This is a genomic window from uncultured Tateyamaria sp., from assembly GCF_947487805.1.
In the GTDB taxonomy this organism is placed as follows: domain Bacteria; phylum Pseudomonadota; class Alphaproteobacteria; order Rhodobacterales; family Rhodobacteraceae; genus Tateyamaria.
On the sequence record NZ_CANKXW010000006.1, the window covers coordinates 205066 to 223609 of the forward strand.

The window sequence follows — 18544 nt, forward strand, 5'->3', positions numbered from 1 at the left end:
CGGCCCGCCCCTTTCTGTCCGGGGCGCGGTGGTCTGCTGATGCCCCCGAGTTCATTTGAGCGGAATACTGCGGACGTCCGCTGTGGGCGGGCGCGGCCGGACGCAGCACTTCACACGGGTGTCGGCTTTGGTGACCTTTCGGACCCGATATCTCTTTCACGCTCTGATCGTCGGCGACCCGGATCCGTTCACGCCCCGTATCCATCAAGGAAGAGCGTGCCAAGAAAGTTCGCATTCGTTGGGGGTCTCCTGTCGTTGGGGGGTCACAAAATCTCGATTGAGCCCCTCATGTGCGGATGGAAGGCGCAGAAATACGATTTTTTCATGTCTTCGGTGACGGTGATTTTGCCTGTGCCGCCTTTGACGATTTCCCCGGTATCCCAACCAAATTCGTCTGCGGAGGCGGTATGCGGGGCAACATCATGGTTGGTCCAGCGGATCATGTCACCCACATGAACCCTCACTACTGCCGGTTCGTATGCGAACGACTTGATGGCGACGTCGTGCACCACAGGCGCGGCGGCGCGAAGCGGAGTGGTGATCAGGACGGCTGCAGATGCAGCCGCCCCACCAATCACGTCGCGGCGTGAAAGGGTTTGTCCCATCAGTTCAACGCCTCGACCATCATCTCGGCGTGGCCCTCGTGCGCTTTGAAGATTTCGAGACCTTGCTCGAACAGGGCCTTGACCTCGGCATTGTCGATGTTGGGGATCATCGTATTTTCAACAAGATCATTCACCGCCTGATGATAGGCCAATTCGTTGGCGGCATAAGCGGCATCGAATTCCGCGCCGCGCAGCTTGACGAAGCCGTCGATGATTTCTTCTGCATTTGCGTTCAGGGTCTGGCTGAATGCATTGTCCTGCGCACTGGCCCCAAGTTTGTCCAACAACCCCAAAGCCGCCTCGTTCACCGCCGTATGATCGCGGATCATGGTATTGGCGAAGGCGTGGATGTCGGGATTTGTCGACAGCGCGAGGGCCAGATGCGCATACCGGATGTCGATGTTGTCGGCAGTATAGGCGATGTGCGCATATTCAAGATCGCTCATGTCAGCAACGTCTTGTGCGGTTGCCTGTGTGCCGGTCAGGGCCACTGTCAGGGCAAGGGCGGAAATCAGTTTTCTCATTTCGGGAACTCCGGGTTGTGTTTCGATGCACTATGGATAATCCCGGGCTCTGCATCGGATACATGCGTGAACGTTCCAAGTTTCGTGCAGATCGTTCAGATATATGTACAGACGCAGTTTGGGGTCTAAAGTAGGACCATGCTTGATCTTCTGAGTGATATTCTTACGAACATGTCGATGCGAGGGACGTTGTACTTTCGCACGTCTTTCACAAAACCCTGGGGCGTCGCTGTTCCCAATTATGAAAATGTCGCCCGGTTCCACTTTGCGCACCGAGGCAGTTGCCTGGTGCGCGTTGATGGCGTCTCGGACCCCATTTCACTTGCGCAAGGCGACCTTGTCATCGTTCCACATGGCGCATCCCATGATCTTTATTGTGGACATGAACCCGAACACACGGTCATGCCGCTTGACGTCGTTCTGGCGCAGTCCGGATTTGATGGGTCCGGTGTGCTTGTCTACGGTGGCGACGAACAGCAAAGCGAAACCCAACTTATCTGCGGCCATTTTTCGTTTGAGCCCGGTTCACGGCATATCCTGATGGAGCGTCTGCCGCCGTTCATTCATCTCAAGAATTACGGCGAAAGCGCCGGGCGATGGATGGAAGCCACGCTGCGGGTCATCGGCGAAGAGGCGGGCGGGCGAAAGATGGGAGGCGATCTGATCGCCCTGAAGATGTCCGAAGCGATCCTGGCGCAGGCCATTCGCAGCTATATCGAAAGTGATGATGCGCAGGAGTTCGCTTTGGGCGCGTTCGCGGACAAGAATTTGAGCCGCGCCATAGATGCCTTTCACAAAGCCCCTGCAGCGCGGTGGACAGTCGAGTCCCTTGCCAGTGCAGCCGGAATGTCGCGCACGGGTTTTGCAGTTCAGTTTCAAAAGCTGATGCTGATGTCGCCGATGGAATACGTGACGACGTGGCGGATGGAGATCGCCAAAAAAGTTCTGCGACAGGCGGGGACGTCCTTGACGGATGCCGCGGAAAGCGCGGGCTACGCCTCGGATTCCGCCTTCACCCGCGCGTTCAAAAAGGAAACAGGGCTGACTCCCGCAGAATTTCGAAAGACGAATTACGCTGCTCATTCGAAGTCCTGAACGATCTGCACGTTTTTTCGGGTTCTTGAGCATGTATCGGTCGCAATGCTCGAGATAGCCTTCCTCTATCGACGCTGAAAACCAGCGCAAATCAGAGGAAGGAAAACCATGCCCCCACGTTTCATTACCAAGACCATCCACGCATATCTTGACTATCCTGTTGCCCTTGGCCTGATCGCCATGCCTTTCCTTTTCGGATTGGGCACCAGCGGGCCCCTGGCCTTCTGGCTGTCAGTTGTGACCGGGGTTGCGGCCTTTGTGCTGACCGTCCTGACAGATCATCATTTGGGCGTCGTTCGCGTTCTTCCCTACAGCCTGCACCTTGTCGTTGACGGTCTTGTCGGAGTTGCCTTTGTCGCCGTGCCCATTGTTCTGGGCTTTTCCGGCTTGGATTTCTGGTACTACGTTGTGCTTGGCCTGACGGTTCTGGCGGTCGTCGGCCTACACCAGCCCGAACATCAGGCGGCCGCAACCTAGGACGTTCCCTCGGGCCCAAAGGGGCCGCGTGAAGCGCATGGCGGCCGTCCACAGGCGGCGCTCGAGAACAGGGTCGGGGGTCGGTGTGCCTGCGCTAGCGCGGCAATAGCAGCGTTTCGAGGGCGGCACCCATGACCTTGGCGCTGTCCAGCATATCGGTGATACCGATCCATTCATCGGGTTTGTGCGCCAGTTCCAGCTCGCCCGGGCCGTAGGCGATGCAGTTGCGCAGCTTGCCGATGCGGTCGATGTGTTTCTGATCGTAGGATCCGGGAGACGCGACATAGGTGGGCGCCACGCCCAGCACGGCCTCGATCGCGGCGTGCACGGTTTCGACCACGGGGGCGGTTTTGTCGGTCATGGACGGCAGGACCACGTTCAACTCGCGCATCTCGTAGTCGAACCGGTCGCGCGAGGATTTGAGCCCTTCGAGCAGGTCGACGACCTCGGCGCGGACCTGGTCCACGTTTTCCTCGACCAGAAAGCGGCGGTCGATCACGATGCGGCAGCTGTCGGGCACGCAATGGGCGGGCAGGCCGTTGTAATCCTCGGCCTGTTCCGGCTGGCCGCCGTGGATGGAGTTGATGTTCATCGTGGAGTGCCGTGCGCCTTCGGGGACCACGGGCATCTCGGTGTGGCGGGCGGCCATGGCCGGGAACAGATCGCGTTCGAACGTGTCCAGCACGGCCCCCATGTGGCGCACGGCGCAGTCGCCCAGGAAAGGCATGGAGCCGTGGGCGATCTCGCCCTTGGTCTCGATCTCGGCCCACCAGCCGCCGCGATGGCCAAGGCAGATCCGGTCCTTGTTCAGCGGTTCGGGGATGATGACGTGCTGCACGCGTTTGGGGTCGAAATATCCCTGTTCCGCCAGATAGGCCACGCCGCCATAGCCGCCCGATTCCTCGTCCGCCGTGGCGCTGATTTCAACGGCACCGGAGAAGGCGGGATGTTCGGCGGCGAAGGCTTCGGCGGCGATGATGGAGGCGGCGAGGCCCCCTTTCATGTCGCAGGCGCCACGGCCATAGATCTTGTCGCCGTCGATCTCGGCGCCGAACGGGTCGCGGGTCCAGCCCTGGCCGACCTCGACCACGTCGTGGTGACTGTTGAAATGCACGCAGTCGCCCGGTGTTTTGCCGTCGCGCCGGGCCACCACGTTCCAGCGCGGATAGGTGTCGCTGTCGCCCGGCGTGCCGTGGGCGCGGATCATCTGCACCTCGAAGCCGTGTTTGCCCAGCCGGTCGCCCACGAGCGCGCAGATGTCGTGATAGTACCGCCCCGGCGGGTTCAGGGTGGGGATGCGGATCAGCGCCTGGGTCAGCGCGATCAGGTCGTCACGGGCGGTGTCGATGCGTGTTGCGAGGCTCATGCCGCAACTGTCGGGCGTGGTGCTGCGAATGGCAAGGGCGCGCGTGCGGCGGATCGGCCCTCCGGGGGGCATATTTGCCGGAACAATGAAGACCTAGAGCTTGCCCAATGGCACCTTGAGCGCCATGTCGCCCGCGTCGTCGCGGGGGATTTCGCCGGCGCGCATGTTGACCTGGAGCGCAGGGATGATGAGGGATGGCATGGCAAGCTGTGCGTCGCGTTCGGTGCGGAACTTGATGAAATCCTCGCGGGTCTTGCCCGCGCCCACGTGGATGTTGGCGGCGCGTTGTTCGGCGACGGTGGTTTCCCAGGCGATGGCGCGCCCGCCGGGGCCATAGTCGTGGCAGATGAAGAGGCGCATGTCATCGGGCAGTGACAGCACGCGCATGATGCTGTCATAGAGTTCGCCCGCATCTCCGCCGGGGAAATCGGCGCGTGCCGAGCCGCCATCGGGCATGAAGAGCGTGTCACCCACAAAGGCCGCGTCGCCCATCACGTGCACCATGCAGGCGGGCGTGTGGCCCGGCGTGTGCATGGCAAAGCAGGTCATCGCGCCCACCTCATAACTGTCGCCTTCGGTAAAGAGTGCGTCGAACTGGCTGCCGTCGCGCTGGAATTCGGTGCCTTCGTTGAAGACCTTGCCGAATGTGTCCTGCACCTCGGTGATCTTGGCGCCGATGCCGATCCTGCCCCCCAGCGCCTGCTGGATATAGGGCGCGCCGGAGAGGTGGTCGGCGTGCACATGGGTTTCGATAATCCAGTCGAGCCGCAAGTCATTGGCGCGAATATGGGCGATCATCTGGTCCGCCCCGTCGAAATTCAGCGCGCCCGCGGCATAGTCGATGTCCATCACCGCATCGATCACCGCGCAGCCCGAACCGTCGGGTTCCTGCACCACGTAGGAGATCGTGTTGGAGCGTTTGTCGAAGAACGGGGTGACGATGGGGTGCTGTGTCATATCGGGTGTCATGTGTCGGTCTCCTTTTCTACGGGTCCGCCCTGATCCGCCCAGGTCGAAAACCCTTCGCGCAGGTGGGCGGCGTCAAAGCCCATGTCTTGCAGGGTTGCGACTGTCAGGGCCGAGCGCCAGCCGGACGCGCAGTGAAAGAGGTAGGTTTTGCCCGGCTGTCCGAACACCTCCTTGAAATAGGGGCTGTCGGGATCGACCCAGAATTCGATCATGCCACGCGGCGCGTGAACGGATCCGGGGATGTAGCCGCTGCGCTGGCGTTCGCGGATGTCGCGGATGTCCACGATCACCACATCCGGGTCGTCCACCATGGCAATGGCATCGGCGGTTTCGACCTCTGCGATGCGGGCGCGGGCCTCGGCGACCATCTGGGCGGCGGTGGTGGTAAGGGCCATGGGTGGTGTCCTTGGGCGGTGTTTCCCTGTGACTGTGCCAGCGCGGGGCCTGTCGGGCAAGCGCCATGACATGTCCGATCAGCGGTTGCGCCGGGCAAAGACCTGCCGTGCCAGTTGCCCAAAGATCTGCGCCTTCTGGCCATAGCGGGCCTCGGGCGCATAGACGAGGGAAATGGGCGCCTCCGGCTGCCAGAGTGCACCGGGCAGGACCTCGATCAGGCGGCCTTCGGTCAGTTCCGCCTCGATCGCGAGCCGGGATTTGACGGCAAAGCCGAGACCGCTGACCGCGGCTTCGGTCAGCATGTCGGAGTTGGAGACGAGCACGCGGGAAGCAACGGTGGCTTCGTGTTTGCGGCTGCCCTGTTCAGCAAAGGCGATGCGGGTTTGCCATGGCAGGCAGACCCATGGCTGCACCAGAACGTCCGCGATGGTCCTAGGGTGGCCTGCGCGGTTGAGCAGCTCCGGTGCGGCGCAGATCACACGATCATTGTCGCAGAGTTTGGCGGCGACCAGGGCACTGTCGATCAGCTTGCCCACGCGGATCGCGCAATCCTGCCCTTCGGCGGCCAGCGATACGAAGCGGTCGACGGCCAGGAAATCCAGCGTCAGCCCGGGATGGGCGGCCTGAAAGGCGGGCAGGGCCGGCATCACGAAGCGCGACAGGATCCAGGGCGACATGGTCACGCGCAGGGTGCCCGTTAACTGTGCCGTGCCGCTGCCCGCGTCGCGTTCCGCGAGGGCCAGATCGGACAGGATCACCTGCACCCGTTCAAAAAACACCTGACCTTCGCCCGTCAGGCGCATGGCGCGGTTGCTGCGGTGAAACAGCGTCAGGTTGAGCGCGGTTTCCAGTTTCTTGACCCGGTGCGTGGCGGTTGCAGGCGACACGCCCCCACGGCGCGCGCCGGCCGTGACACCGCCGGTTTCGGCAATGGCGACAAAGGTCTTCAAGTCATCGATGCTGTACATGCGCCCATCAAACGTTTGAAATTTTCGAATGATACATTTGCAATTGAGCAGATATACCTGAATTTTTCAATCGATTACCTCTATCCGCGTCAAGTGGAGGAGACATCATGACACGCACATTGCTTGCCATCACGACAGCGCTGACGCTGTCTGGCGCGGCCCTGGCGCAAAGCCCCGAGGTCTATCTGGAGTTCCCAAAGGAGATGCCGCCCGGCAACCTAGCCATTGGCCCGGACGGGCGCATGTTCATGTCGGTGCATGAATTCTACGGCCCCGAATTGCGCGTGGTCGAGGTGATGCAGGACGGGTCCACCAAACCCTATCCGACCGAGGATTGGGCGCGCGCGCCCAGCGAGGATGGCGACGGGCTGCGTGGTGTGCTGGGCCTGCGTGCGGATCGCGAGGGCATCCTGTGGATGCTGGACGGGCAGGGCGAAGGGCAAACCGGGCGCGTCGTCGGCTGGGACACAAAAGCCGAAAAACTGCACGCGATTTATTATGTGGGCCAGCCCGCAGCACGGGCCACGTCATTCCTGAACGATCTGGCGGTCGATCGGGAACATGGCGCGATCTACATCTCTGACACCGGTGACGGGGCCAATTCGGCGATCATCGTGATCGACATGGACACGGGCCGCGCCCGCCGGGTGTTGGAGGGCAGCGCCTTTACCGTGCCCGAGGACACGCCCATGATCATCGACGGCAAGGAAGTGCTGTTGGGCGGCAATCCGGCCAAGATCGGGATCAACCCGATCACCATCGATCCGACCAACACGTGGGTCTATTTTGCGCCGATGACGGCCACATCCATGTACCGCGTGCGCACCGCGGACCTGCTGGACGAACGCCTTGATGATGCAGCGCTTGCCGGAAAGGTCGAACGCTATGGCGACAAGGTGATTTCGGACGGGTCCACAGTGGATACGGGCGGCAATGTGTACATCACCGCCATGACCGACAACGCCATCGGCGTGACCAAGCCGGACGGCACATATGAAGTGCTGTTCCAGTCGGACGAAGATCTGCCGTGGCCCGATGGGTTTTCGATGGGTGCGGATGGCTATGTCTATGCCACGATCAACGAGCTTCACCGCTCGCCGGTCCTGAATGGTGGCGAGGATGCGTCGCTGGGCACCTACCGGATTGTGCGGTTCCCTGCGCTCGCCCCTGCGATCAGCGGACGGTAGGCGCCATGTTGTACCGTCTGGATTTCACCGTCGAATATGACAGCACGATGCAGCAGCAGGGCCTGTTGGGCATCTGGGCAGAAGAGGCCGAAGCCGCGCTTGGTGCCAAGTCGGCAGGCGTGGTGCGCGATCTGTGGAAAGTGGTGGGCGAGCGCAAGGTTCTCGCCATCATCGAGGTCGAAACCCCCGATGACTTGGACCGGATCCTGTTTGATCTGCCGATCATGCAGAAGATGGGCCACCACGTGCAGGTCGAGGTCAAATCGCTGCGCCGCTACGAAGACTTCGCAAATGACGTTTCGGAACGGCTGGGAAGGTAGGAGCAGATAATGGCAAAGATGGTGCATTCCTGCATCCGGGTTCTGGACGATGCACGGTCCATCGACTGGTACAAGGCGGCGTTCGATTTGGACGTCGCCGACCAGTTGGACTTTGACGGCTTCCGGCTGACCTATCTGTCGAACGCCCGAACGGGGTTCGAGCTGGAACTGACGCGGAACAAGGACCGCACGGCGCCCTACGATCTGGGCGACGGCTATGGGCACCTCGCGGTGGTCGTCGAGAGCGCCGATGCGCAGCACGCTGACATGTCGGCCAAGGGCATGGAAGTCGGCAACCTCGTCGATTTTGCCCCCGGCGGTGATCTCGTGGCGCGGTTCTTTTTTGCCACCGATCCGGATGGCTACAAAATCGAAGTCATCCAGAAAGGCGGGCGTTTCAACTGATCAGGGACCGGCTCAGATCAGCGGGCGGCGCGGCAGATCCGACGAGTCGACGCGCGCCAGCTTGGCCAGCCGGTTCATGTCGTGGATGGTCAGCTGTTCATCGGTCCATGTGGCGATCTGATCCTCGCGCAGGCGGGCCAGCGTCTTGTTCGTATGCACGAGCGACAGACCGAGCGCATCGGCCAGGTCCTGCTGGCGGTAGGGCAAGCGGACATGCCCCTCCTTGACCATGTTGACCGACGCAAGGCGCGAATAGAAGCGGTGCAGTGCCCAGGACACCTTGGCCCGCGCATCCAGCTGGCCGACAACCGCCAGAGCCTCGCCAAGAAACACTTCTTCCAACGCGGCGATGCGGGTCAGGTCATAGGCGCGAGACGGATGGCTGGTGAACAAGGACCACAGATCCGACCGGTTGAAGGTACACAGCCGCATCGATGTCGATGCTTCGACGGAATGTTCCATCTCGGACATGACGCCAGCCTGAAGGCCGATGAAATCGCCCGGCAGGACAAACCCCACAACCTGCCGCCGCCCGTCTTCGAGTGTCTTGTATCGCAGCCCCATGCCCTTGAGGCATGTAAACAAGTGCGTCGAGGATTGCCCCTGTGCCATGATCTCGGTGCCGGGCTGGGCTTCCAGCTCTCCGGTCTTGAACCTTTCCATAAAGGCAACTTCGGACCCTGTCATGTCGAGAAAGGCGTCCATTTTGCGAAGCGGGCAGTTGGTACAATTCGTGGACATTTTTTCCATTCGCTATGTCATAGATTAATTCGCGCCGTTCGGGAATGTGCGATTATGGGATGATGTTGGCCCGTTTCATCACATGAACCCCCGTGACCTGTCCCATGGAAGGGCATTGATCGCTGGATCGAACTCGGTCGAAGTGATGGATGTCGCCGAACATCTGGTCGCCCATGGCTGGCCCGAACCGGTAGTGGTCAAGACGCCGCACATCGCGGTCGAACGCCTGAGGTCGCGAACGAATCCGTTCACGCTGGCGGTGCTGCTGATCAACCAGTCTGATCCCGAAACCTCGGCGGCGATCGACATGTGCGAACATATCGGGTGCCCGGTCATCGTGATTAACGGTGACGGGAGCAAGAAACGGGCAGGGCAGGTCGTAAGCCTGTCCCGCCCGTTTATTGATACAGACCTTGATCAGGCGCTGCGGACGCTTGGACTTCTGACCCGTTAGCTCTTGCGCGCCATGGCCAGACCCACAAGCACACCCAGACCCAGCGCACCTGCCACAGCAAGGCCGGGATTGCGACGCACGGCATCGGCAGCTTGTGCCCCCGCAGACTGGGCGTGGTCCTGTACGCGTTCAGCAGTTTGCTGCACACGGGCCGCGCTGTCCCAGGCCACCTCCTTGACGGTTTCCTGGATCACCTCGGCTTCGTTGCGTGCCTTGTCGGCGAGGTCGGCGACCTTGGCCTTGGCCTGAGACAGCGTCGTGTCGTGGCCATTCTTCACAGCTTCGGGGCTCGATGTCGTTGTATTGGACATTGGATATCTCCTGTCTCGTTTCGTTGCTGGACCAACGCTGCCCGCGTCAAATTGTTCCCAATCGATGCCGGAACATTCTCGGAAGCGTCGCGTTGAACCACCGAAGCCAAATGAAAGGAAGCCACATGTTAAGTTGGTCACTCTTGTTCTTGGCCGTTGCACTGATCGCCGCGATCTTTGGATTTGGCGGCATCGCCTCGGCCTCCGCAGGTGTTGCGCAGGTCCTGTTTGTCCTGTTCCTCATCCTGTTCGTGGTGACAGTCATCGCACGGCTGATCCGTGGACGGTCCTGATGCGGAAGATAAAACCAATGTCGGCCGGACCCTGTGATGCAGGTTCCGGCCGATTTTTTGTGCCGTATGGCTGGTTGGCCAACATCATGGAGGGTCGCGGATGACGGATCGCGCGGTGCGCAGTGGGGCGCAGTGTCTTGTTGATTGCCTGGTCAAGGCCGGTATCCGCACCGTTTTCGGCGTTCCGGGTGAGGAAACCACCGCCTTGATGGAGGCGATTACCGCGTCACCCATCGACTTTGTCCTGTGCCGCAACGAACAGGGGGCCGCCTTCATGGCATCGGTGCACGGACGGTTGACCGGGCAGCCCGGCGTCTGCCTGTCGACGCTGGGCCCTGGGGCCACGAACCTGGTCACCGGGGTGGCGGATGCCCAGCTGGATCACGTGCCGCTGATCGCCATAACCGGGCAGGGCGCGCGAGATCGCCTTGGCCGGATGAGCCATCAGATGATCGATCTCGAAGCGCTCTTTGCCCCGATCACCAAGCTGAGCCGCACGATCCTGATGCCCGATGACATTCCCCCAAGTATTGCAGAAGCCATGCGGCTGGCGCTGGAGGGTCGACCGGGTGCCGTGCATCTGTGCCTGCCCGAGGACGTGGCCGGTGCGGAGACTGCGGCAGTGCCACTGCCCGTGCGCCAACCACCGCAGCTGCGCGCCGGGGCGGCAGACATCGCGGACGTGGCCGACCAGTTGGCAGCGGCCAAGCGGCCCGTTTTGATCGCCGGGGCAGGGGTGGTGCGCGCGGGTGCGGCGGATGCGCTGCGCCGCTTTGCCGAAGAGACCGGGATCCCGCTGGCCACGACCTTCATGGCCAAGGGGGTGTTGCCCGCGGATCATCCCAACACGTTGTTCACCGTAGGTCAGAGCGAGGAGGACTGGGTCGATCTGGCCCTGCGCGCTGCTGATCTGGTGGTGCTGGTGGGGTTTGATGCGGTGGAATACCCGCCGCTGGCGCTGACGACGCAGGGCGAGGTCCCGGTCTGTGTGCTGGACGACACGACCCCCCGCGCCGATACCGGCCTGTCCATCGCCGCCGAAGCCATAGGGGATATCGCCCCGACCCTGACGGATCTGCACGCGCAGCTTGCAGGTCGCAAATGGGACGAAGGCCCGGCATTCGCCGCCGCGCGCGAAGGTATGCGTCGCGCCCTGTCACGCCGCCTGACCGAAGCGGACAAGGGCCCAATTGCTCCCGCCGACATCTGCCGTGTCATTACCGATGCGCTGCGTCCTGAGGACACGGTGTTGTCCGGGGTCGGCCTGCACAAACTGTGGATCGCGCGTCATGTCCAGCCGCGCCGCGCCGGGCAACTCATCGTGCCCAATGGGTTGGCCGGTATGGGTCTGGCCCTGCCCGGTGCTCTGGCCGCCGCGCGCCTGCAAGAGGAGGGCCGCGTGCTGGCCGTATGTGGCGACGGTGACGTGATGATGAACGTGCAGGAGATGGAGACAATCACCCGCCTTGGCCTGCGCCTGACCGTGATGGTCTGGGTGGACGGCGGGCTGGGATTGATCGATGCGCATCAGGGCGCGGGCGGCCCCGATTTCCCCTTTGGCAATCCAGAATGGGACCGGCTGGCGCGGGCCTTTGGCTGGACACATGCGGCGGTGCAGGGGCTTGGGGATCTGCCCGATCTGCTGGCCGCGGCACAAGGCGCGGAGGGACCGACCCTTTTGTCCGTGCCGGTGGATTACGAGACGGTCGGGCACATGCCGGGCCGGGAAATTGTGCGACCGGGGAACAATGCGGCGGCCTGACGGGTTTCCCCTCCAACCGCAACAGACAGAAAGGAAATGTCTCATGTCGAACGCTCTGAACGTTGTTCCCAGCGAAGATTCCGTCTCCACCGGTGTTCGCGACACCGAAGCGATGGCCGAAGGTCTGGCTGACATGCTTGCCGACACCTACCGCCTGGTGTTCAAGTCCCACGCCTATCACTGGAACGTCGAAGGGCCGCTGTTCTACTCGGTTCACAACCTGACCGAAGGCCATTACGAAAACATGTTCAAGGCCGCCGATGAACTGGCGGAGCGCATCCGTGCGCTGGGTCACCTGGCGCCGACGGCAATGGCCGACATCGTGGGCCGCTCCAGCATCGAGGACAAAAGCGGCGCGCTGACAACCGAAGACATGGTGGCCGATCTGGCCAAGGATCACGAACGCCTGGCCCACCGCTTTCACGCGCTGATCGAGATGGCGGAAAAGCGCAAGGACCCCGTCACCGAAGACATGGCAACAGAACGGAGCGCATTTCACGAGAAAGCAGCGTGGATGCTGCGCGCGCTGGTCAAGACCAGCTGAGGATTTAACAAGTACTTGGGTAAAAAGTGGCCCCGCGTCTGGTATCAGGCGCGGGGCTTTTTGTTTCAGGCCTTGAGAACTGCCGAGGACGCAAAGAACATCGCCTGACTGACCGCAGAGCGCACCTGATCTTCGGTATAGGGCTTGGAGATCAGGAACGCTGGCTCGGGACCCTCGCCTGTCAAAAGACGTTCGGGGAAGGCAGTGATAAAGATCACGGGGATGTCGCCTGCCTTTTCGGTGATGCGGTTTACGGCATCGATACCGCTGGAGCCGTCCGCCAGCTGGATGTCGGACAGGATCAGATCGGGACGTTCGGTGTCAAAGAGCCTCAGCGCCGCCGCTTCGGTGCGGGCCACGCCGGTGACGCGGTGACCCATCTCGGTTGCGATATGTTCGAGATCGACGGCGATGATCGCCTCGTCCTCGATGATCATGACGCTGCCGCTGACCGATTTGGCCATTTCCTCATAGGCGATGTTCAGCAAGGCATCGATGTCCTCGGGCGAACGTCCCATGATCTCGGCCACATCTTGTGCGCTGAACTCCTCGAGCGTGCGCAGCAGAAGAACCTCGCGCGTGTCATCGGTCAGAGCGGCCAGATGACGCTGCGCCTGACCGGTTGCTCCGTCTTCGCTTGCCTCGAATGTGGCACCGCTCGTGGACCAGATGGAGTGAAACACCTTGAACAGTGCGACCTTGGGCGCGCTGTCCAGCGAGAACTGGTCGGGTTCGACCAGAATCGCCTCCAGCGTCGTGGCCGCATAGGCATCGCCACGGTCCTGACTTCCGGTCAAAGCACGCGCATACCTTCGCAGATAAGGCAGGTTCGCCCCGATCTTGTCCGCCAAAGTCGTTTCATTTGTTTGCGACATCCCCTGTCACTCCCGTATTTTTTTCACCAATCTGTGGAACCAATGCGCATCGAGATCATTTAGTTCCGTAGTGCATGCAAATTTTACAGTGGCAGGTAGATAAATGAGCCGACCGGATCGAACATCAAGAGTCTCCAAAGAGATCGACGAGAATCTCAAGCGGGCCTACGAAGATGTCGCCAACCAGGAGTTGCCGACGCGCTTCACCGACCTTTTGGAACAGCTGCGGGAAAAAGACGCCGCTGGATCGAAAAAGGACGGTGCCAATGACAACTGATCCCAAAGAGGAAATTGTCACACATCTGGGCGCGATGCGCGCCTTTGCCATGAGCCTGACGCGCAATTCGGCGCTGGCCGATGACATCGTGCAGGACGCGCTGGTCAAGGCGTGGACCAATATCGGATCCTTTCAGGCCGGGACAAACATGCGGGCGTGGCTCTTCACCATCCTGCGCAACACTTATTATTCGCACCACCGCAAGCGCAAACGCGAGGTCGAGGACACCGAGGGCGAGCTGTCCGCAGGTCTGGCGCAAAAGCCCGATCACGACGGGCGTTTGCAGATGCGCGATTTCAACGCGGCCTTTGGACTGTTGCCCGAAGAACAGCGCGAGGCATTGGTGCTGGTGGGGGCTGGCGGCTTTTCCTACGAAGAAGCGGCAGAAACCTGCGGCGTCGCCGTCGGCACGATCAAGAGCCGGGTCAACCGTGGCCGCGCAAAGCTGGTCGAATTGATGGATATTTCCGACGATGAAGCCATGGAAGCAACAGAGGCAGTGACGCAGGGCATCGTCACCATGAACCAGAGTATTGCGTAATGACCGGGCCGCCCCTTGGCAGTTTGCGGGTCCGCCTGTTGCTGTTGATGCTGCTGGCCCTGTTCCCCTTGGGCCTGATCGCCATGTGGCAGACGTTTCGCGTGGTCGAGGAAACGCGCACGATCACACAACAGATGATGCTCGACACCACGGCGGCAGCGGCTGTTGACCAGCGCGGGCTGATCCAGCGCGTCGTGGGGGCGGGCTTTGGTCTGGGGGCCATGGCGCGAGTTGCAGATACGGATACCTGCCGTTCGGCAATGGCGGATTTCCTGAAATCCGACGACACGATTGCCTTTGCCGGGTACATTCCCCGCTCGGGCATTATGTCGTGCAGCAGCAGCGGCGACGCGGTGGTCGATTTTTCTGACTATCCGAACTTTACCGAAGCGATCGAACGGGACGCCATTTTCGTCGAGGTGAACAATTCCGGCGCAGTCAGTGGAACGCCTGTGATCATCGTGAACGTTCCCGTTCGCGATGATGGCGCGTTTGAGGGGTTTGTGTCCCTGTCTATGCCGCAGGACGCCCTGCGCGGGACCATCGCTCACGACGTCGAAGGGCTGTCGCTGGTTGCGATCAGCACATCCGGCGTGGCGTTCGACATCTCTGGTCTGGACGGCGACGCCGCCGACCACCTGCCACGCGACGTCGCACCCGAAGACATGTTTGCACGGGCAGGAACAACGTTCTCCGGGTTCTCCAAATCAGATGCTCCGCGGATCTTTTCCGTCACGTCCGCGGTCGAAGACAGCTATGTTGTCGTCGGAAGCTGGCCCAATACCGGGATCTTTGAACGCGCCTTGTGGGTGCAGGCCGCGTTGCCTGCGCTTTTCGCGGTCATCATGTGGGCCGCCAGTATGCTTGTGGCCTATTTCGGGCTCGATCGCCTTGTGCTGCGCCATCTCAAGGCGTTGCGCTCCGCCATGCGCCAGTTCGCACTGGGCGAACGAAATACCGAGGGGCTTGTCCTCGAAGACGCGCCAAACGAATTCGAGGATGCACAACGCGCATTCAACCGGATGACGTTGCTGATCACCGAGGCCGAAGCGCGTCAGCTCACCGACCTGCATGACAAGGAAGTCCTGCTGCGCGAGGTGCATCACCGGGTGAAGAACAACCTGCAAATGATCGCCTCGATCATGAACCTGCAATCCCGGACAGCCCGCAGTGCCGAAACCCGCGAGATGCTGGGCGGGCTGCAACGCCGGGTGCGCGGCCTCGCCACGCTGCACCGGTCGCTCTATGCGCATACCGACACGTCCCAAGTCGATGCCCGCGAATTGCTGGACGCCGTGGTGGCGGAATCCTCGGCGATCCTGCCCGGCAAGACGCTCGAGATACGCAAGGATCTCGCGTCTTTCCTGCTCTATCCCGACCAGGCGGTGCCGCTTTCCATGTGGGCCGCCGAGGCGCTGACAAATGCCGTCAAATATGTCGGGCGCAATGGGGACGAGACACCGTATATCAAGGTGACTGCAACACATGACGGGGCAGGGACCGCAACACTGAGCATTGAAAACAGCACCGGCACGCCACTGATCGATCCGATAGACGACGAGGTGGAAAGCACCGGGCTGGGCACCAAGCTTATGATCGCATTCTGTCGCCAGCTCGAAGGCGAGGCAGAGACCACCGACGCCGATGGCGCGTTTGCCCTGCGCTTGCGGTTCAGCATTCAGGGTTTTGCCGATGATGCGGCAACCGAAAGGCAGGGTGCACATGAGCCGGCCTGATTTCGAAGTCTTTGTTGCCGCCAACGAGGCCTTTGCCGCATTCGAGCAGGCCGTGCTTGAGGCGAAAACATCGGTGATCGGCGGCTTTCGCATCTTTGACATGCGCACGCGCCTGGTCAGCGATGCGGCCCGCGCCATCGGCGACACCTGGTTTGACCTGCTGGACCACGTGTTGCGCCGCGGCGTGACACTGGATCTGACGATCAGCGACTTTGATCCGGTCTATGCCACCGCCTTGCATCGCAAGACGTGGTCGACGCTCAAGATCGCCGCCGCTCTGGTCGAGGTTTCGGGGGTGCCGCAGGATCATGTCAAGGTACGACCCGCGCTGCATCCTGCAACACCCGGTGCCTTGCCATGGCTGGCCTTCCTGCCGGAAAGCCTGCGCCGTGCACAGGCCGCCCGCGCCGGTTTGAAACCCGCCGCGCGCATCGAAGCGCCTGGTCTCGACCAGCGCTTGCCCGCGCTGCACACCGTGACCCATCACCAGAAGCTGGCCGTGATCGATGACGACACGCTTTATATCGGCGGTCTTGACCTGAACGACCGCCGGTTTGACACGCCCGACCATGACCGTCCCGCGCACCAGACATGGTCCGACGTGCAGGTGATCCTGCGCAACGATCCTGCCGTGGCCGAGGCCAAGGCGCATTTGCAATGCTTTGACGACGTGGTGCATCGACGGGCAACGCCGCCGCCGATGACACACGTGCACCGCACCCTGTCGGCTGACCGGCGGCTCAAGCTGCCGTTCCTGTCACCCCGGACGCTGGTGTCGGAACTGGAGCAAGCGCATCTGGACGCCATCCACCGCGCGCGGCACCTTCTCTATATCGAGACGCAGTTCATGCGCTCCCGCCCCGTCGCCGAGGCGATGGCCAAGGCGGCAGAAGCGCGCCCGGACCTGTCCCTGATCATGATCCTGCCCGCCGTTCCCGAAGAGGCGGCCTTTGACCCCGAGGACGAGATCGGGCTCGAGACCCGCTATGGTCTTGCGCTGGAACAGGACATGCTGGGCATCCTTCGCGCGGCGTTTGGCGCGCGCGCCACGATCGCCACACCTGTCCGTCCTGTAATGGCCGCCCGCGACAGCCGCGGCACGCGGGCCGGTTCACCCCTGATATACGTGCACAACAAGGTACTGGTGCAGGACACAGAATTCGCGCTGGTGGGCTCTGCCAATCTGAACGGCCGGTCATTGCGCTGGGATACCGAGGCCGGGGTGGCCATCACCGACGGGGCCCGCATCGACACGCTCCGCACGGCACTGTACCGCCATTGGTGGCGCAAGGACCTGACGGGTGATTGGGCAGATCCAAGCCGGATGCAGGCCCTCTGGCAGGCCGAAATTGCGCGCAACGACAAGCGCCGCCCCGAGACGCGCGCGGGCTTCCTCGTGTCTCACGATCTGAGCATCCACGCCGAGTTTGCCCAGCGACTGCCCCTCGTCACCGACGACATGGTCTGAAACCATCGCGGAACATTGCGGCCACCCTGGCGTTATCCCTTCAGACGCAACCTGAAAGGAGACACGTGATGGACAAGGACCGCATGATCGGCAAATGGACCGAAATCAAAGGCCATCTGCAAGAGGCCTATGGTGATCTGACCGACGATGAAATCGAACAGGCCAAAGGCGACCGCAACCAGCTCGAAGGCGTGATGCAGCAAAAGCTGGGCAAGACCAAAGACGAGGCGCGCGCCGCCGTGGATCAGATCCTCAACAAGGTGTAACGCCAGTTGCACGGAAAAACGAAAAGACGCGGGCCATGGATCGGTCCGCGTTTTTTGTGCGCGATAATCAGAGTTATGTAAATTATCAACGGCGATGTTTCGCCCATCAGGCAATCTCCGGGAAACAAAGGCCGGTCTGGCGCGTTGTCCCCATGTCAGCCCAAAACATAATCCGGTGTCCTGCCTTGCTCAATGCATCATCAGCCCCTGTTCAGCCGCCTGCAGAGAGCGACGAACCCGTGCAGGCCGTCGTCGAGGCGCTGGAGGATGCGACCGAGGCGAACTCGGTCTGTCTGAGCGAGATCGTCGGAGAATTCGGCACCGCATCCTTTCCGCCCATCCTGCTGGCTGTCTCCGTTTTGCTCATTTCACCGCTCAGCGGGGTCCCGCTCTTTTCAAGCATTGTCGGTATGACGATTTTCCTGATCGCGGTACAAGGCATGATCGGTCGGGACAGGATCTGGCTGCCGCAACGCCTCGCAAACTGGCGGATCGACACCCGGCGGTCGGACAGGTTCCTGACACGCATCCGCAAGGTCGCCACGTGGCTTGACCGCGGAACCACCTTTCGATGGACCGCTCTGGTCTCGCCCCCGGCATCGCGGGTGATTTACGGGATCTGCGCGCTGTGCGGCCTGTGCCTTCCACTGCTCGAAGTGGTGCCCCTGTCGTCCAGCCTTGTGGGTGTGACCGTGGCGCTGATGTCCATTGGTCTGCTGGCCCGCGACGGGCTGGTCGCGGTGCTGGGCCTGATCGCGCTCGGCTGTGCCGCGACCATCCCGATCCTGGCCTACACCGCCATGCTGGGATGATCGTGCATATCGACAAAAAAATATGCACTACGTTGCAACCTTTCCGCGCGCGGCACGTTGAATAACCAGACAACATGGGGTCGAGTCCGGCTGAGTGCAGAATAGGGCGCTAAGGGTTTTTAGCCCGGATTGCCAGCATAATGACCCTTCGC

At 61.6% G+C, this 18544-nt stretch carries 24 protein-coding genes; 15 read left to right on the forward strand and 9 right to left on the reverse strand.

What is annotated here, in order from left to right:
- Nucleotides 1–263: 263 nt before the first annotated feature.
- A complete protein-coding gene (locus tag Q0949_RS15610; RefSeq protein WP_299374245.1) occupies nt 264–605 on the reverse strand; it encodes a cupredoxin domain-containing protein in 342 nt (113 codons plus the stop codon).
- Nucleotides 605–1129 (reverse strand): DUF4142 domain-containing protein, encoded by a 525-nt coding sequence (locus tag Q0949_RS15615; RefSeq protein ID WP_299374248.1) that lies wholly within the window; start codon nt 1127–1129, stop codon nt 605–607. Before Q0949_RS15615 ends, Q0949_RS15610 begins: the two co-directional genes overlap by 1 nt.
- A 138-nt stretch (nt 1130–1267) precedes the next feature.
- On the opposite strand from Q0949_RS15615, the gene Q0949_RS15620 reads away from it, so the two are divergent.
- Nucleotides 1268–2224 (forward strand): AraC family transcriptional regulator, encoded by a 957-nt coding sequence (locus Q0949_RS15620; protein WP_299374250.1) that lies wholly within the window; start codon nt 1268–1270, stop codon nt 2222–2224.
- Between the two features lie 108 nt (nt 2225–2332).
- Entirely contained in the window at nt 2333–2701 is a 369-nt protein-coding gene (locus Q0949_RS15625) for a hypothetical protein (protein ID WP_299374253.1), read from the forward strand.
- A gap of 94 nt (nt 2702–2795) precedes the next feature.
- Here Q0949_RS15625 and Q0949_RS15630 read toward each other — a convergent pair whose 3' ends face one another.
- The 4 genes from Q0949_RS15630 to Q0949_RS15645 all read right to left on the reverse strand — a co-directional run bounded on the left by Q0949_RS15630 (nt 2796) and on the right by Q0949_RS15645 (nt 6400).
- Nucleotides 2796–4067, reverse strand: a complete 1272-nt coding sequence (locus tag Q0949_RS15630; RefSeq protein ID WP_299374256.1) for an acetylornithine deacetylase/succinyl-diaminopimelate desuccinylase family protein — start codon at nt 4065–4067, stop codon at nt 2796–2798.
- A gap of 93 nt (nt 4068–4160) precedes the next feature.
- A complete protein-coding gene (locus tag Q0949_RS15635) occupies nt 4161–5036 on the reverse strand; it encodes an MBL fold metallo-hydrolase (protein WP_299374259.1) in 876 nt (291 codons plus the stop codon).
- The gene (locus Q0949_RS15640; protein WP_299374262.1) at nt 5033–5431 is read right to left on the reverse strand and encodes a rhodanese-like domain-containing protein; all 399 of its coding nucleotides are present in this window, start codon (nt 5429–5431) and stop codon (nt 5033–5035) included. Before Q0949_RS15640 ends, Q0949_RS15635 begins: the two co-directional genes overlap by 4 nt.
- A gap of 78 nt (nt 5432–5509) precedes the next feature.
- Nucleotides 5510–6400: a LysR family transcriptional regulator gene (locus Q0949_RS15645; RefSeq protein ID WP_299374265.1), complete on the reverse strand. Its 891-nt coding sequence runs from the start codon at nt 6398–6400 to the stop codon at nt 5510–5512.
- 107 nt (nt 6401–6507) lie between these two features.
- On the opposite strand from Q0949_RS15645, the gene Q0949_RS15650 reads away from it, so the two are divergent.
- From Q0949_RS15650 to Q0949_RS15660, 3 genes are read left to right on the forward strand one after another with little or no spacing between them, the layout of a single operon-like run.
- The gene (locus Q0949_RS15650; RefSeq protein WP_299374267.1) at nt 6508–7587 is read left to right on the forward strand and encodes an L-dopachrome tautomerase-related protein; all 1080 of its coding nucleotides are present in this window, start codon (nt 6508–6510) and stop codon (nt 7585–7587) included.
- A 5-nt stretch (nt 7588–7592) separates the two neighbouring features.
- Complete coding sequence (locus Q0949_RS15655) at nt 7593–7907, forward strand: muconolactone Delta-isomerase family protein (RefSeq protein ID WP_299374269.1); 315 nt, start codon at nt 7593–7595, stop codon at nt 7905–7907.
- A gap of 9 nt (nt 7908–7916) precedes the next feature.
- Nucleotides 7917–8312 (forward strand): VOC family protein, encoded by a 396-nt coding sequence (locus Q0949_RS15660; RefSeq protein WP_299374271.1) that lies wholly within the window; start codon nt 7917–7919, stop codon nt 8310–8312.
- Between the two features lie 12 nt (nt 8313–8324).
- Here Q0949_RS15660 and Q0949_RS15665 read toward each other — a convergent pair whose 3' ends face one another.
- Nucleotides 8325–9053, reverse strand: coding sequence for a Crp/Fnr family transcriptional regulator (locus Q0949_RS15665; protein WP_299374274.1), 729 nt, complete (start codon nt 9051–9053; stop codon nt 8325–8327).
- 115 nt (nt 9054–9168) lie between these two features.
- On the opposite strand from Q0949_RS15665, the gene Q0949_RS15670 reads away from it, so the two are divergent.
- Nucleotides 9169–9507, forward strand: coding sequence for a hypothetical protein (locus Q0949_RS15670; RefSeq protein WP_299374277.1), 339 nt, complete (start codon nt 9169–9171; stop codon nt 9505–9507).
- On the opposite strand, the gene Q0949_RS15675 is transcribed toward Q0949_RS15670, so the two are convergent.
- Nucleotides 9504–9818, reverse strand: a complete 315-nt coding sequence (locus Q0949_RS15675) for a hypothetical protein (RefSeq protein WP_299374280.1) — start codon at nt 9816–9818, stop codon at nt 9504–9506. The genes Q0949_RS15670 and Q0949_RS15675 overlap by 4 nt on opposite strands.
- A 125-nt stretch (nt 9819–9943) precedes the next feature.
- Between Q0949_RS15675 and Q0949_RS15680 the strand changes: the two genes are divergently transcribed.
- The 3 genes from Q0949_RS15680 (at nt 9944) to Q0949_RS15690 (ending at nt 12417) form a co-directional block, all read left to right on the forward strand.
- Entirely contained in the window at nt 9944–10111 is a 168-nt protein-coding gene (locus Q0949_RS15680) for a DUF1328 domain-containing protein (protein ID WP_299374283.1), read from the forward strand.
- 100 nt (nt 10112–10211) lie between these two features.
- Nucleotides 10212–11873, forward strand: a complete 1662-nt coding sequence (locus Q0949_RS15685) for an acetolactate synthase large subunit (protein ID WP_299374286.1) — start codon at nt 10212–10214, stop codon at nt 11871–11873.
- A 43-nt stretch (nt 11874–11916) separates the two neighbouring features.
- Nucleotides 11917–12417 carry a DNA starvation/stationary phase protection protein gene (locus tag Q0949_RS15690; RefSeq protein WP_299374289.1) on the forward strand — a complete coding sequence of 167 codons (501 nt, stop codon included), beginning with the start codon at nt 11917–11919 and terminating at the stop codon, nt 12415–12417.
- Between the two features lie 65 nt (nt 12418–12482).
- Here the strand turns inward: Q0949_RS15690 and Q0949_RS15695 are convergent, their stop codons facing one another.
- Nucleotides 12483–13292, reverse strand: coding sequence for a response regulator (locus Q0949_RS15695; protein ID WP_299374292.1), 810 nt, complete (start codon nt 13290–13292; stop codon nt 12483–12485).
- Between the two features lie 103 nt (nt 13293–13395).
- On the opposite strand from Q0949_RS15695, the gene Q0949_RS15700 reads away from it, so the two are divergent.
- From Q0949_RS15700 to Q0949_RS15725, 6 genes are all read left to right on the forward strand, one after another.
- Nucleotides 13396–13569 carry a NepR family anti-sigma factor gene (locus Q0949_RS15700; RefSeq protein WP_299374295.1) on the forward strand — a complete coding sequence of 58 codons (174 nt, stop codon included), beginning with the start codon at nt 13396–13398 and terminating at the stop codon, nt 13567–13569.
- On the forward strand, nt 13559–14110 hold the full coding sequence (locus tag Q0949_RS15705; RefSeq protein ID WP_299374298.1) for an RNA polymerase sigma factor: 552 nt from the start codon (nt 13559–13561) through the stop codon (nt 14108–14110). Before Q0949_RS15700 ends, Q0949_RS15705 begins: the two co-directional genes overlap by 11 nt.
- Nucleotides 14110–15846, forward strand: a complete 1737-nt coding sequence (locus Q0949_RS15710) for a histidine kinase dimerization/phosphoacceptor domain -containing protein (RefSeq protein ID WP_299374301.1) — start codon at nt 14110–14112, stop codon at nt 15844–15846. Before Q0949_RS15705 ends, Q0949_RS15710 begins: the two co-directional genes overlap by 1 nt.
- On the forward strand, nt 15833–17314 hold the full coding sequence (locus tag Q0949_RS15715) for a phospholipase D-like domain-containing protein (protein WP_299374304.1): 1482 nt from the start codon (nt 15833–15835) through the stop codon (nt 17312–17314). The genes Q0949_RS15710 and Q0949_RS15715 overlap by 14 nt, the downstream gene beginning before the upstream one ends.
- Before the next feature lie 68 nt (nt 17315–17382).
- Complete coding sequence (locus Q0949_RS15720; RefSeq protein ID WP_299374307.1) at nt 17383–17580, forward strand: CsbD family protein; 198 nt, start codon at nt 17383–17385, stop codon at nt 17578–17580.
- A gap of 239 nt (nt 17581–17819) precedes the next feature.
- The gene (locus Q0949_RS15725; protein ID WP_299374310.1) at nt 17820–18392 is read left to right on the forward strand and encodes an exopolysaccharide biosynthesis protein; all 573 of its coding nucleotides are present in this window, start codon (nt 17820–17822) and stop codon (nt 18390–18392) included.
- Nucleotides 18393–18544 lie beyond the last annotated feature (152 nt).